The sequence below is a fragment of the Carnobacterium sp. genome (assembly GCF_049673005.1).
Classification (GTDB): Bacteria; Bacillota; Bacilli; order Lactobacillales; family Carnobacteriaceae; genus Carnobacterium_A.
Genome location: NZ_JBATXB010000009.1, coordinates 1 through 15,168, shown reverse-complemented (window position 1 = coordinate 15,168; position 15,168 = coordinate 1). Strand labels below are relative to the sequence as shown.

General features: G+C 36.9%; 12 protein-coding genes and 1 pseudogene. 2 read left to right on the top strand and 11 right to left on the bottom strand.

Annotated elements, in window-relative coordinates; genetic code table 11:
• Window positions 1-103 precede the first annotated feature (103 nt).
• Window positions 104-988: a nuclease-related domain-containing protein gene (locus WBF61_RS01030; protein ID WP_424253143.1), complete on the bottom strand. Its 885-nt coding sequence runs from the start codon at window positions 986-988 to the stop codon at window positions 104-106.
• Window positions 989-1,454: 466 nt separating this feature from the next.
• On the opposite strand from WBF61_RS01030, the gene WBF61_RS01025 reads away from it, so the two are divergent.
• Both WBF61_RS01025 and WBF61_RS01020 read left to right on the top strand, forming a co-directional pair.
• Window positions 1,455-2,561 (top strand): Ldh family oxidoreductase, encoded by a 1,107-nt coding sequence (locus tag WBF61_RS01025; protein WP_424253141.1) that lies wholly within the window; start codon window positions 1,455-1,457, stop codon window positions 2,559-2,561.
• An 11-nt stretch (window positions 2,562-2,572) separates the two neighbouring features.
• Window positions 2,573-3,745, top strand: a complete 1,173-nt coding sequence (locus WBF61_RS01020; RefSeq protein WP_424253139.1) for an NAD(P)-dependent malic enzyme — start codon at window positions 2,573-2,575, stop codon at window positions 3,743-3,745.
• 248 nt (window positions 3,746-3,993) lie between these two features.
• On the opposite strand, the gene WBF61_RS01015 is transcribed toward WBF61_RS01020, so the two are convergent.
• The 10 genes and pseudogenes from WBF61_RS01015 to WBF61_RS00970 form a co-directional block, all read right to left on the bottom strand.
• Window positions 3,994-4,698: a nuclease-related domain-containing protein gene (locus WBF61_RS01015; RefSeq protein WP_424253138.1), complete on the bottom strand. Its 705-nt coding sequence runs from the start codon at window positions 4,696-4,698 to the stop codon at window positions 3,994-3,996.
• 46 nt (window positions 4,699-4,744) lie between these two features.
• Window positions 4,745-7,627 (bottom strand): TOTE conflict system archaeo-eukaryotic primase domain-containing protein, encoded by a 2,883-nt coding sequence (locus WBF61_RS01010; protein ID WP_424253136.1) that lies wholly within the window; start codon window positions 7,625-7,627, stop codon window positions 4,745-4,747.
• 453 nt (window positions 7,628-8,080) lie between these two features.
• Complete coding sequence (locus WBF61_RS01005; protein ID WP_424253135.1) at window positions 8,081-9,205, bottom strand: Fic family protein; 1,125 nt, start codon at window positions 9,203-9,205, stop codon at window positions 8,081-8,083.
• Window positions 9,206-9,575: 370 nt separating this feature from the next.
• Window positions 9,576-9,848, bottom strand: coding sequence for a hypothetical protein (locus WBF61_RS01000; protein ID WP_424253133.1), 273 nt, complete (start codon window positions 9,846-9,848; stop codon window positions 9,576-9,578).
• A gap of 659 nt (window positions 9,849-10,507) precedes the next feature.
• Window positions 10,508-11,305, bottom strand: coding sequence for a histidinol-phosphatase HisJ family protein (locus tag WBF61_RS00995; RefSeq protein ID WP_424253132.1), 798 nt, complete (start codon window positions 11,303-11,305; stop codon window positions 10,508-10,510).
• Between the two features lie 55 nt (window positions 11,306-11,360).
• The gene (locus tag WBF61_RS00990) at window positions 11,361-12,371 is read right to left on the bottom strand and encodes an ABC transporter ATP-binding protein (RefSeq protein ID WP_424253130.1); all 1,011 of its coding nucleotides are present in this window, start codon (window positions 12,369-12,371) and stop codon (window positions 11,361-11,363) included.
• A complete protein-coding gene (locus WBF61_RS00985) occupies window positions 12,352-13,221 on the bottom strand; it encodes an ABC transporter permease (RefSeq protein ID WP_424253128.1) in 870 nt (289 codons plus the stop codon). Before WBF61_RS00985 ends, WBF61_RS00990 begins: the two co-directional genes overlap by 20 nt.
• Before the next feature lies 1 nt (window position 13,222).
• Window positions 13,223-14,020 carry an ABC transporter permease gene (locus WBF61_RS00980; RefSeq protein WP_424253144.1) on the bottom strand — a complete coding sequence of 266 codons (798 nt, stop codon included), beginning with the start codon at window positions 14,018-14,020 and terminating at the stop codon, window positions 13,223-13,225.
• Window positions 14,021-14,085: 65 nt separating this feature from the next.
• Complete coding sequence (locus tag WBF61_RS00975; protein ID WP_424253126.1) at window positions 14,086-14,895, bottom strand: alkaline phosphatase family protein; 810 nt, start codon at window positions 14,893-14,895, stop codon at window positions 14,086-14,088.
• 24 nt (window positions 14,896-14,919) lie between these two features.
• Window positions 14,920-15,168 (bottom strand): annotated as a pseudogene (locus WBF61_RS00970) (ABC transporter substrate-binding protein); the annotation flags it as partial.

Genomic DNA, 15,168 nt, shown 5'->3' with positions numbered 1-15,168 from the left:
AACAGTAATAATCTTTCTCACTCAGCTTTTTTATTCTTTTTTAGACCAGTTGGCCTTTATCTATCACTCACTCGTCCAAAAATTGCGCAATAAAGGCAACATCTCATTGTTTGCCTCTAATTTCGTTAAGTGCCCTCTTGATCCTCTTTTTTGAAGCTGTTTTATTGCACCAGTTATACATCATTCCTGTCGTCAGTTTGCTCTCTGGGAAAAGTCGTTGGTATTCTGTAATAGTGTTTAACAGTGCAGAATGAAGTGGATTTTTAAATCCACAGTTACAACACTGATAATTTTGGCGGTAGTTCACTAACTCAAATGAACCACACTCTTCACAAGTAACCCCTTTTTTTAAATCTGAAAAATTGTATTCAGGTATATCTTCAATGAATCGAGGCTGGGCAACATTATGCTTCATCAAATCTTGAACGAATTTTTTTGGGGGTGTTAACAGCGCTGCTGCTTCAATCGTTAATTCAGAGAAATGACTGTTTAATTGTGTTGGAAGCAATACAGTATCTAATTTTGGCGCATGAAATAATGTGAATTCCGGATTCACGTACGCAACATATGCCTTGATTTCTAAAACATAACCGAGTTCTTTTAAAAATATCTTTAACCTATTTTTAGTGTTTTGTAGTTGAATCAATGGATTGCTTAATTCAAAGTCCGGCTTTTTTAAAAGCATCTCTGGGCCATAAGTATATTCGCCACTATAGTTTTTTATCTCATATAGATAGATAGTTTCCCCGATTACGATAAGAGCATCCAGTTGAAAAGCATTAGACATGTTAGGTTGTAAGAATAAATCCTTTAAAATTACGCATCCTTGACCTAACTCCTCAGCCATCCGATCAAAGGCTAATTCACCTTGAAAGCCTTTCTGCATCCCTCTCAAATAATTCGTATGCTTTCTAGATAACGTTGTTCTTCGTTCTAGCGATTCCATTATAACCAGTGAAATGGGTTTTGTTCTTTTGCTATAAACCATCACACACCTCCTATTGATTTACTTGCTCTCATCAGATAAATACGTTTTTTAAAGAAGTTAGTGTTTATTTAATGAGTAATCGACTTTATAAGTAGGTTTATCTATATTGCCAATTGGCGAGAATAGCTCTCAAACTCGTCGCATTTGAGTAAATAATGGCTGAGTTGTCGCTGATAATTGGTCAACTCCTCCATGTTAATCCTAGCTATGACCTGTCCCTATAAATAACTGTCAAACTGGGCTGTTTCCAGCTTACATTCGACGAGTTAAAAAGAATACTTGAAAACTCATCTACTCAATCCAAAATAACAATAGAAACTCTCGTTTTTGTAATATAAACCCCGCTATTTTACTCCCACTACAATTGAGTTAACAATCGTTATATGGTAAACTTCATTCGAGAGAGTAAGCGCTTACTCTGTATTGTTTACTTTTTCACAAAAATTATTTTGAGGAGGAAGTTACGATGTCTAGTTTTGTAGAATGGGAAGTTTTAACCGAGTTTGTTGAGAAAGCTTTTATGGCTTATGGGGTACCTGAAGCGGATGCTAAAATTTGTACAGATGTCTTGTTGCAATCGGATAAAAAAGGAATTGAAAGTCATGGCGTTAACCGCTTTAAGCCGATTTATATTGACCGTATCAAGGCTGGGATCCAAAATCCCGTGACCGAGTTTGAAATTATAAGAGAAACACCCACTACTGCAGTTGTTGACGGTCACGATGGAATGGGTCAAGTTATCGCTCACCGCTCCATGCAAATGGCGATTGATAAAGCTAAGGAATTCGGTATGGGCATGGTAGCTGTGCGGAATTCTACCCATTATGGTATTGCTGGTTATTACACCGATATGGCCGCAGATGCTGGGTGTATTGGCATGAGTGGAACAAACGCACGTCCGTCAATTGCACCAACATTCAGTGTCCAAAACAAATTGGGTACGAACCCTTTAACGGTTAGTTTCCCTACCGATGAAGACTTCCCCTTCTCATTAGACTGCGCCACTTCCATTATTCAACGCGGACGAATCGAATTGTATGAACGTGAAGGAAAAGATACCCCTGCTGGAACGGTCGTTGCCCATGATGGTTCAGCTATGACTGACTCACCAGAAATCTTAAAAGCTTTGCAATCTGGCGAAGCAGCTTTAGCTCCATTAGGTGGGATTGGCGAGGAATTATCTGGTTACAAAGGCTATGGGTATGCCACAATTGTCGAGGTACTCTCATCAGCTTTGCAACAAGGGAATTTTTTAAGCATGCTTTCAGGTATTGGCGAACAAGGCGAGAAAACGAAATTCCATTTAGGACATTTCTTTATTGCAATTGATACCGAAGCCTTCATGGGATTAGAAAGCTTTAAGAAAACAACTGGCGACATTATGCGTGAATTAAGAGCGGCCACAAAAGCCCCTGGCGTAGAACGCATTTACACTGCCGGCGAAAAAGAATACTTGATTTGGCAAGAACGCAAGAAAACAGGTCTACCTGTCAACGAACCCGTTCAAAAAGAATTGATTGCCATTCGAGACGATGCCGGATTAACAGACTACCGCTTCTCATTTGAAGAGTAAGGGGGATTATCATGGACAATAAAAAAGAAGCGCTAAAAAAACATTACGAATGGAATGGAAAAATCGAAGTAATCAGCCGCGTTTCCATAAAAAGCTTGGAAGACTTGGCCCTAGCTTATACGCCTGGTGTTGCCGAGGCGTGTTTAGCTATTGAAGAGGAACCCGATAAAGCCTACGATTTAACCCGTAAAAATAACCTGGTCGCTGTCATTACAAATGGAACGGCCGTACTTGGATTGGGAGCTATTGGACCAGCGGCATCCATGCCCGTTATGGAAGGCAAATGCATCCTGTTTAAAGAATTCGCTAATGTAGATGCCTTTCCCATTACCATTCAATCAAGAGAAGTAGATACCATTGTACAGACTATTGAACAAATTAGTGGCAGTTTTGGTGGAATTAATCTAGAAGACATTGCTGCTCCTGAGTGTTTTGAAGTCGAACGTCGGTTAAAAGCCTCGTTGGATATTCCTGTTTTCCACGACGACCAGCACGGCACAGCTATTGTTGTTGTGGCCGGCTTGATCAATGCGTTAAAATTAGTCGACAAAACTTTTGAAAATAGTAAAGTTGTTGTTAATGGAGCTGGCTCTGCGGGTATTGCGGTTGCCAAACACCTCTTAAACTTCGGCGTAAAGAATCTAATCTTAACCGACAAAAGTGGCATCCTAACCACTGACACGCCGAATTTAAATTCTGAACAACAGCACATGACCAACGTAACGAACTTAACCCATCAACGCGGTGACTTAACTGCCGCGTTAAAAGACGCCGATATTTTTGTTGGCGTTTCTGCAGCGAATAGTTTAACTACCGAAATGATTCAAGTCATGAAGCCCGATCCCATTGTCTTTGCGATGGCGAATCCCGTGCCTGAAATCATGCCAGACATTGCTTTAAAAGCTGGTGTTGCGGTTATCGGTACTGGTCGTAGCGATTTTCCTAACCAGGTCAACAACGTCTTAGCATTCCCTGGCGTATTTAAAGGAGCGCTGAGCGTTAGAGCTTCTGACATCAATGAAGAAATGAAAGTTGCTGCCTCCCATGCCATCGCCTCTTTAGTTGCTACAGATGATTTAAGGGCAGATTACGTCATCCCAGATGCCTTGGACCCAAGAGTCTGTCTAGCTGTTACAAATGCTGTAAAAGAGGCCGCAATTAAGACTCGAGTCAATCGGATCTAGGTGTTCGTGGTAGATAACTAACTAACACCTCTTTTTACGCAATTCGACTACCCGATAATGTTAGTTTTGGACAAGTACGTTGGATAAAACACTACACTCGTCTGCTTCAAACTAATAACCTCCCAGTTGATGATTTCATTCCATCAACTGGGAGGTTATTGTTTTAGTTTAGACAAGTCAACTAACGAATAGGAGCAACTGGTCGATATATACTCGTTATGACGGCAATATACCAAAAAATCGATCTCTCATCGACTTAATTTTTCTTTAATCCTTTCATTATGCAATAACTTGGTTTCCTCATCAGCATGTACAAAATGTTTAAGTGCTTGAGCATAACTACTTATTTCTTCTGAAGACAATTTTGGATTAGTGTCAACAAACCTTTTTTTCAACGTATGTTTCAGTCGATTTCGCTTAATAACTTTAACGTTTGAACTTTTAACGGTAATTTTCTTTAATTCGCACTTATTGCTAAAGACTATTATTGAGTGTATCAATGATTCATCCGTAATACACAGTGTTTCTTGTAACGCCTTAATGTGTCCTTTGTTTTGCCAAATAGGATTTAAAAACTTGCCTTTCTTTTTATTTGGAAAGGACTGGGTCCAGTAGCGACTAGCCTCATTACCAAATATCCAGCCACCATAATTCTTAGATTCTATAACAAAAAAACCAGCCTTCGTAATCATCACCAGATCAATTTCAGTTGTGCTGCCGTCTTTCTTAGGGAGATAAAGATTGGTTAATAATTGTTTTTCCCCTTTTATTCCCTCGAGTATAGTGTATATCTTGTATTCTCCCCAACTGCCTTTATTAAAAAATGTCTGTAGAAATGTCTGTTTGCTTGCATGCCGATAATTAGACAGTTTGAACTCTATAAAAAGATTTAAACTAATTAGTCCGAATACTAACATATACACTACTAGAACTAGTAACATCAATTTTCCCATTAAATATTAGTCCTTTCGTTTAGTTTTTAATGGTGGATATCTTTATTTATCTGTTTTTCTCGTTTTTCTTTTCTAAAAGCTCTTTTATTTCTTTAGCAATCAACGGACTTTCTAAACGAATAAAACTACTTTCCCTTTTACTTTGTCCCAAAACATCTATGTTTCCATACCACACTATCGTTGAATCGATAATGACACAGTGCTGTTGAAGATCTATTTGAAGTGATACTAACACATTATTTATTTTTAATTGTTGTGATAGTTCTTTTTGGTTTTTTTGATAATTTATATTTTTTAAAGCCCGATAATCGGATGTCATCACAGAAAAAATTTTAGTTTTACTATTAGGTATCAAAATTTCTTTTTTAAATCGCTCAATGGATTGCTCAGATAGCGTTGGACTCACAAGATTAATTTCTACCTCAGCTTTATCTACGTCTTGCTTTAATTGATCAAAATAAGTATCTTTCGTATATATAAGACTTCTTTGATTCACACCATTTTCATTTATATTAACTTGATAACCAATTGATAGGTAACTGGATAACCTTTTTTGATACATCCTTTCTAAAACGGGTATATGGATATCACAATAATCGTATATTCGAACCTCCATCTTTCCATCATACAAGCGATGCAACCTACCAGCATATTGTTGAACTCTTCCTTTAAAAGATATAGGCATAGCTAAAAACAAGGTATCCAAACGCGGTTCATCAAATCCTTCTCCAATATATTTACCCGTAGAGATAATCGTCAGTGGTTTATTTGCGGGTGTTTCTTTAATTTTTCTCATCATCTCTGTTCGCTTTTTTTTACCCATTGCTCCTGTTACAGCAATGACATTAGGAATATGTTTAATTAACTGTTTTTCTAATGCTTCTACATGAGAAACTCTTTCCGTTAAAACAATTGAATTTCTCCCTTCTCTGTAACAACTAATAACATCATTGATAATTTTTTCATTTCGCACATCGGATTCGGCTATTTTTTGATAGATTTCTTGAAGACTCATCTCTTGATAAATTTCAGAGATAAGCGGTATAAATTGAGTAATAACCGTATGCTCGAAAGGACGTTTATTTGTCTGTTTTTTTGCATCATCCTTGTATCTTATTGGACCACATTGCATGAAAACAATCGGTTCATGTCCATCTTTTCTAGTTGGTGTAGCCGTTAGACCATAAATATACTTAGCATTGGCTTGTTTTAAAACTTTTTCAAAACTAAAGGCAGAAATATGATGACACTCATCTACAATAATCATCCCATAATTATAGATACTTTCATGCACTTTTTCTTTTCGATACATCGATTGAAGCAAAGCAATATCTACTTTATTCGTTAACTTTTTTTTACCTCCTCCTAATTGTCCTACTATTTTGTCTTCCTCATTTTCAAAGACAAGAAATTCATTTATTTTTTCATGCCATTGATCGACTAAACTTGTTTTGTTTACAAGTATTAAGGTATTTACTTTTCGCTCGGCTATGATATTTAGAGCCGCTATTGTTTTTCCAAAAGCAGTTGTTCCACATAAAATACCAGTGTCTTCTGTTAACATCTTTTCGACAGCTATCTTTTGTTCCGTTCTTAATGTTCCATTAAATGAAACAGCTAATTTGTTGCCTTTAAAAGATTTATCCTCTATTTTAAAAGACACTTTCAATTCTCTTAATAACTTTTCAAATTTTTCTTTTAAGCCGCGAGGTAAAACTAAGTATTCTTCATTCTCATCACTGCAAGAAATCATCCGTTGAATTCGCCAGGTAGATTTCCTCATTGCTTGTGCTTGATAAAATTCAGGATTTTGAAAAGCTGCCATTCGTTTTAAAACGCTTAATGCCTTTTGAGAAATCCCCTCTTTTTTAATATAAAGTTGATTCATTTTTATACAAATTACTTTTTCAGGAAAATCTATTTTTTCCAAAAAAATCGTTTGTTTATTTGAGATCCTCTCTTCGTTATTCAACACCGGCAATATAGAAGCGGATCCGATTTCTTTTACTAGTGCTTGAATAATTTGATTCACTTCATTTTCTGTGATTTTTTTAATTTGACTTAAGAAATGCCATTGATCTTCATACTCTTGGAAATCTTGATTAACGAATACACTGTTTCCATATTCTCTAGCTTTCTTTTGTAATGGCAAAGCAATCAAATTACCAAAGCCACCTTTCGGTAATGTATCTTGATTCGGAAAGAGGCGGTCATAAGATTTAAAATCAATTTTATGGTCCAATGACATAGCTGCTGTAATCAACAGTGTCCCCATTTTTCTAACGATTCTTGCTGAGAGAGCTTCCTCAAAGAAAAACCAAATATGGGCGCCATTGCCAGAACGTGAGCGTTCAACTGCAATCGGGATTTGATAACCCTTACATATTTTACTTAAGATAGCTGCATCCCTTTGCCACTCTGCTTCATCCAAATCAATTGCTAGAAAATAGCAACTATCATCGAGACAAATCGGAAAAATTCCAACTACAAAGTCACCTCTTAAGTGTTGCTCAATAATAAATGGACTTAAAGGAATATATTCTTTACTATCAGCTTCCCATGGTTTTGATTTTACAGGTGCGTAGCCAGGTTTCCCTGTTTTTGAATGATTGAATCTCTTCGCAAAGACATCCTCCCTTCCATGGAAAAGAGACATAAATAACTCAATCTTTTTATCAGAAGGAGCGTATTTATTAAACGTATCATTGCTAATCACATTCATTTTGTCATTACCATTAGTAAATACCTTTTGTTTCTGTTCTAGCACATGGTTATTTATTCGTCTTTCATTGTTTTCTTCAATAACAAAATCATTTTTACTAATTTGCTGTTCAATTATATTTTTTAAACGCATGATTTTCTCTTTCAATCTTTTGTTTTCTTTTTCTAACTGATTGTATGCATTTAATAATTCTTCATATTCGATCATGATCACCTACCAATTTTTTTGCAGAACACTAATTCTTGTCTTTAAAATTATAAGTTAGATCTATTGTTCAGGTATGACGATAAAGTAATCCTTATTAATATTTTTATGAATAAATAATGCGTAAATAAATAAGGATAGAAGTTATTAAAAGTTATGAGAAAGTCGGTTTTTCCAGATTTCTTTAACAAGTTCTTCAGAATTCATAGAGTTTCCCGATAGATTGACATGATAACCATAGGATAAATTAATGGTGTTACTTCTAGATATCCCACCATACTAAATTTTAATCCCATCTATTTTTTTACCATCAAGGTATAAGCTAAAAATAGTTTTGTATTGATTTATATATTCTTGTTCAAAATTACATAAAAATTTTTTATAGAAAAATCAGATTCATAAATAATTGATTCTAGCTTCTCTGATCTTTTTACTTTATCACATCCACTTTACTTTTTAATCTCTCAAGATACGCATCAAATCATAATTCCGATATTTTTTATTTCGTTTACTTTGTTTATCTGTATACAACAATCCTTTTTCTACTAAGCTATTTAATGCATTTCGTGCCGTTGCAGTTGATAATCCAGTCCCCGCAGATACTGATTGAGTTGTAGCAAAAGGATCAGAAAATGAATAAATCCATACTTTTTTTTCTGAATCTAAAGTTAGTTTTTCTGTACCTTTGGCAGCTAGTGCATCCGCGTTATTAAATTTATTTATTAGATTATCTGCCATCCTATTACAAGCTGTCAAAAAAAACTTAATCCAACTAGCCCAATCCGGATTTTTCCCTCTAACACCATTTAGTAAATCATAGTACCGCGCTTTTTCTTTTTCTAGTTCTTCACTTACAAAAAAGACCGGATCTGCAATCAAATTATCCTTAATTAAATTTAATACAATCAATATTCTACCCAAGCGTCCATTTCCATCTAAAAAGGGATGGATAGACTCGAATTGAGCATGAAGAATTGCTGTCTTTATTAAAGACTGTTCTTTTTCTTCATAAACATACTTCTCTTCATCTGTTATTTGTTCAAAACTAGAATGTTTTTCTCCATTAATAAAAAACTCTAAGTTTTCCATGTAATCGTTAATTTCGTTTGCTGCTATAGGAATATAAACAGCATCCTCCAATTTATTTGTAGGTCCAATAAAATTTTGTATTTTTCTATAATCACCAGAAGATTGAACAGACCCTCTAGCTCCTTGCATCATAATTAAATGTAAATCTTTAATCAACCTTGTACTTATTGGGTATCCTTGATGAATACGTGCGACTCCTTCGCTTAACGCTTGTTGGTAATTTTTTACTTCTATGACTTCCCAACGAGGATTTTTATCATTTTTTTCCTCTACCATATCTGTAAAGGTTACTTGTGTCCCCTCAATTCTTGTAGATTGAACAGATTCATTTAAAGATAAAATTTGAATTAAAGAATAATGTACGATGGAATGCTTAAATTCACTATTTATTTTCCCAATTTTATAATTCACTTCTGCAGATATATTAGCTATTTCTAAAGCTTCTTTGATGCTTACAGCTATTGGCAACTTCTTAATACCATTTTCGACCATTACATTCCCTCATTTACTTAATTTTTATTTAATTATCTCATATAAAAATAGTTAATACAATTTTTTTGTTTTTTTGAATTAATTCTAATTATTAGTATATATAAAGATAAAATTCAACTATTTTTAAGCTAATTAAAATAAAAGGAGCGAACTTTATTAAGTAAATTGATTAAAAAATCTATTCTTAGCTAAGTCAACCTGATAAAACACCAAACTCGGCTACTACACCAACTAAATCTGCCGAGTGAACCTTGGTTCTGCTCTGACTCAGCATAAACTCACATATCTCAGACAAGTAAAACAAAAAACACTCCAGGCTCGGCTGTTTTCCAACATTAAAACAAATCTACCTATAATCTTTAAAATCACTTCAACATCTAAAGTAATCTGATCGATCTAACTCTATTTTAAACGAGTCAACACTCCAAAACTCCAAACTCGTCCACTCACCCACCAAATCTGCCGAGTGAAGTCCTGTTTCTCTCTGACTCGGCACAAGATTGCGAATCTCAGACAAGTGAAACAAAAAACACTCTAGACTCGGCCGTTTCCCAACATGAAAAACAAAGCTACCTATAATCTTTAAAATCACTTCAACATCTAAAGTAATTTGATCGGTATAACTATATTTTAGACGAGTCAACACTCCAAAACTTCAAACTAAGCCACTGCACCACTTAAATCTGCCGAGTGAAGTCCTGTTTCCCTCTGACTCAGCATAAGATTACGAATCTCAGACAAGTGGAACAAAAAACTCTCCAGACTCGGCCGTTTCCCGACATGAAAAACAAAGCTACCCTAAATCTGTAAAATCACTTCAACATCTAAAGTAACCTGATCGGTTGTAACTCTATTTTAGCTCAGTCATAACAGTAAAAATCCAAACTCGGCTACTACACCACCTAAAACTGCCGAGTGAACCTTGGTTCTCCTCTGACTCGGAACAAACTTGCGTATCTCAAACAAGTGAAACAAAAAACGCACTAGACTCGTCTGTTTTCAAACATGAAAAACAAAGCTACCCTAAATCTATAAAAATTACTTCAATATCTAAAGTAATCTGATCAATCTAACTCCATTTTAGACGAGTCAACACCCCAAAACACAAAACTCGTCCACTCACCCACCAAATCTGCCGAGTGAACCTTGATTTTCCTCTGACTCAGCATAAACTTGCGTATCTCAGACAAGTGGAACAAAAAACACTCCAGACTCGTCTGTTTCCCATCATTAACCATTAAATAATACGAAAAATATAAAAAAGCCTTCAACACTCTGAAGGCTTTCTCATTATTAAAACACTTAGTTGCTCTTTTTCATCTTACTTAAAGGCAATTGGGTTGGTTGCTGCTTTTCAAAAACGGTAACGGATGAAATGCCATATTTTTCTAATAAGGCAATCGCATCTTCAAAATGATACCCGTAATAGTCAGTCGAATGGGCGTCTGAGCCTAATGAGACTGATTTCCCACCTAATGCCACATACCAGTCAATCATTTGCTCATAAAGTGCTACATTGCCATATTGGTACATGCTGCGTGTGTTCAACTCGAATGCCATTTGTTTATCGATCACTTTTTGTAAGACTTGCTTCAATATCGTTTGATGTCCTTGTAATTCCGCTACAGAAACATTAAACAAACGAATGCCGTAATCAAAGTGAGCTAAGACATTAGCGGTTGGAAATCTGGTTACTGCCTCTAGTAATAAAGGAAAGTATTCGTCCATCACATCTTGCACATCTTTTTCTTTAACAATCGGTTGTAAGAAATCGTACTCGTTAGTTTGATGGACACTCAGTAATTGTACATCAAACTCTTTGCCTGTTAAATAGTTTTGAATTCGCTCATAAGACTCTTTCGTATAGCCAATCTCAATCCCTTTGCGGATACGATTAGGGTAGCTCTCATTTAGTTGATCGATTGTTGCGCTATACTGTTCATAGTCTAAAAGGGTGTCTTTGCCCTCTCTAAACCGATCGTTGAAATCTAAGTGTTCCGTCGTTACCAGTACCCCAGGTGAATGTTTCAGATACTCTTCAAACGTTTCGGATGAATCTGGTGAAAAAAGCGTGTGCATATGTTGATCATAAACAGTCATGATTCCATCTCCTCCACTTTATTATTTCTTCCTTTCTACTCTACCCAATTACACGTCAAACCTCAAGGCAATTGCGTTTTTCAAAACTTAGGTGAACGTCCTCGCCCATTTTAAATAAGTTAAACGAACGATACAACTCATCTACTCGCAGTTTTATACCGGCACAATCAACGTAATAGCTTAAAATATTGCCGCTAGTTGATTGATCAACTATTTTCCCGTGGAGAGTGTAGCGTTCTTCATCCGGTTCAAATGGCAAACGTGAGGAATCAATCACTTCGGGTCGTATCGCAATACTAGCCCCAGTGTGTTCCCTTGAGAAATGTTGAAACTGTTCGGGAGCTAAAATGTTGTAGTTGCCCATAAACGAAGCGACAAAATGGGTTTTAGGGTGCGTGTAAACGTCAGTCGGTTTGCCTGACTGTTCAACTTTTCCATCATTCATCACGTGAACGACATCTGATAAAATCATCGCTTCATCTTGGTCGTGGGTCACAAAAATAGTTGTGATGTTTAATTCTTTTTGGATCCGCTGAATTTGCTTTTGCAAACTTTTACGTAATTGCGCATCGATAGCCGACAAGGGTTCATCCAATAACAAAACTTTTGGCTCGTTAACGATTGCTCGAGCTAACGCCACGCGTTGTTTTTGCCCACCTGATAATTGTTTGGGATACTTTTTTTCTTTGCCGCTTAAATTGACTATTTCAATCATTTGAGCGACTTTTTCTTTGATCACCGTTTTATCCTGTTTTTGCATTTTCAAACCAAACGCAATATTTTCTTCAATGGTCATATTAGGAAATAGCGAATATTGTTGAAAAACCATCCCAATTTCTCGCTTACCTGGTGGCAAATTGGTGACATCTTTTCCATTGATCATAATCGTGCCGCTATCCAGCCTTTCAAAACCAGCTAATGAGCGGAGCAACGTTGACTTGCCACAACCAGATGGACCTAGCAACGTAACAAGGTGGCCTTCTTCAACAGATAAAGATAAATCTTTTAAAATCATCGTTTCTCCATCATACGATTTTTGGATGTTCTTAAACTCGATGTAACTCATTTCCAACTCGCTCCTTTTCTATTAGCTGTTTCGTTTTAACGACTTTCTCTTGTTTTTTCCGTCTAGGTTTTGGCTCTTTGTTTAGTTGATTGACCCCAAGAGACAACACCAGCATCACAAGAAACATAATCACGGAGACGGCACTAGCTGCGTGACCAGAAGTGGCTCTAATTTCATTCAAATAAACGCCCATTGTTTTGTAGTAGCTACCCGCTAAAATATTGACTAAAACAAAATCGCCAAATAGAATCCCAGTAGACAACAACATCGTTGCGAACAAGCCTTTCATCATACTAGGCACCACTATGGTAAAATACGCATAAACTTTATTGGCACCTAAAATTTCAGCGGCTTCTAAAATAGGCAACACTTCAATGGTTAGCAGTGCATTCTTAATCCCTTGGTACATAAAAGGCAAGATCACAATGCTATAGGCACAAACTAACAGTAAAATCCGGTTAGATAAGATACCACCGCTACTTGTGTACAATGAAAGAATACTAACCGCTAAAATGACACCTTGGATCCCATATGGAATTTTCGATAAAATATCTAAGTACTTGTCTAATTTTGGGAAATACACTTGGGTAGCGTACATCGCTAGCAGCAACAGAACGAGTAAAAGAATTGTTGGCACAAGAGCAATGATGATTGTTCGTACTAAGACCGGTAACAGCTGATTGTCGCCGGTAAACAACTGCGCATAGAAAGAAAAGGTAAAGCCTCTTGGAATGATGCTCGTAAAATCTCTAAAAAGGGAATTCACCAGTGTTCCAAGTAAGGGTAAGACCAAAAGAAAGGAAAGGATAAAAAGAATGATGTTGCTAAACCAAGGGTGCTTTTTCTGCATATTACCCCTCCTTTCTCATTTTTTTTAAGACGGTTGTACTGCTAATCGTCATTACACTCATGAGCAACAACAAAATGACCGACAAGGCACTGCCCAACTCAACTTGTTGCACAACATCGCCTGTAAACATCGCTGAAATCCGAATCGGTAAGAGGGCATAGTTATTGCCCATTAAAGCATAAGGTGTCGCATAAGCAGCTAACGCATTTGAAAAGAGAACTGAAAACGTTCCGAATAGACTTGGCAAAATAATGGGGATGCCCACACGTAGCCAAAAACTAATGGTAGAAGCATTCAAAAGCATCGCCGCTTCTTTGTATTCTTGGCGAATGGCATCAAAAGACGGATACAATAACACTATAGCTAAAGGAATCTGAAAATAAATGAAGGTTAGCAAAATACCCGTACTGGAATAGACATCAAAATGTGCTAGAAACCCAATCCCCACTTGTTGCCCAATCAACACCAACACTCCTGCATTGCCCAATAAAATAATAAAAGCAAAAGCCAACTGGATGCCTTGAAAATTTGAAGCCATATTGATCAAATTGATAAAAAATCGTTTCACTTTTGGCGTGGCGTGATGAATGGCATAGGCCCCTAAAATAGCAACCGACAAGCCAATCACAGAAGACCAGACAGCAATCATTAGGCTATTAAAAATAGACATCCGGTAATAATCGCTTTTAAAAATATTACCAAAATGCTCGAACGTTATACCGCTTGTCCCAATAGGGGAAACACTATTAAGTAGAATACTCACTAAAGGTAAAATTTCAAATAAAACAATTAAGATCATGAATGGCAACAAGAAAACGCCATAGCGCCAGTGTCTTTTTTTAATGGTCACTTCCTTATCCTCCCTTAAATAAACGTCAATTCTTGCATCGCCGCACTTTTTTCAATCGCCAATAAATGACACAATAATGGCGCTAGTTGCAGTTGTGGTACAAGTGACTCACGGTAATCGCCAACTGCAACTTTATCTGAAAATACATACAACGGAACTTGGCGCTCTTCATCCGTTATGCCATTGTGTGTGCAGAAGTCATTCATACCATGATCGGCCGTTACCACAACTTGGTAGCCTTTCGCTAACCAATCCATCAAATAATTGGCTAAGATGGCATCCATTCTGACTGCTGCCTGAACGTACTCTTTGCTTTGTGAACCGAACTGATGGCCGATATCATCGATGTTCATTGAGTGAATCAAAGTATAGTCGGTTTGTTTCTCCTTGATTAAATAAGCCCCATCCGCTATCAAATGACTATCTGGATAATGGTCTTCAAAATAAAAGAGTCCATTTTCAATTGCCTGGTCTGTACCCAATTGGATGCGATCCGTCATCGGGTTAAACGGCGCTTTGTTGTACAACTCACTCACCCAATGGTAACTAGCTGCCCCAGTTTTTAAACCGGCAGCCTTAGCTAGTTGAAACACACTGGTTTCTTTTGACCGTTGAACGGTTCCATTCGAAACAATCCCGTTCAAATAACTTGGCACACCCGTTTGGATGACTTCATAGAGCGGTCGAGATTGTGCGGGCAATTCAGCATTCATACGATAAGCCGCACACTGATTGTTTTCAATTAAATGTTCTAAAAAACCCATGTAGGTGTGTGCCGCTTTAGCGTTTAAACCATCCAAGACAACCAAAATCACTTTATTCATAGCCTAACACTCCCTTTTAGCACCTTATTTGATCTTTGTTAGTACGTCTTCTTGCCACGTTTGTCCTAATCCAGCTGCCGCTTTATCCCAAGCCGCTGTATCTTCGATGGGTTGAGCCGCGTCATATTGATCAGTAGCAATCAACTTTTCTTGTACGTCCGCTGGCAATTTAACCGATTCACGAATTGGGCGAGCATACCCTTTTGCTAAATTGATTTGGCCTTCATCTGATAAAATGTATTCCCTTGCTAACGCAGCCGCATGCGGATGTGG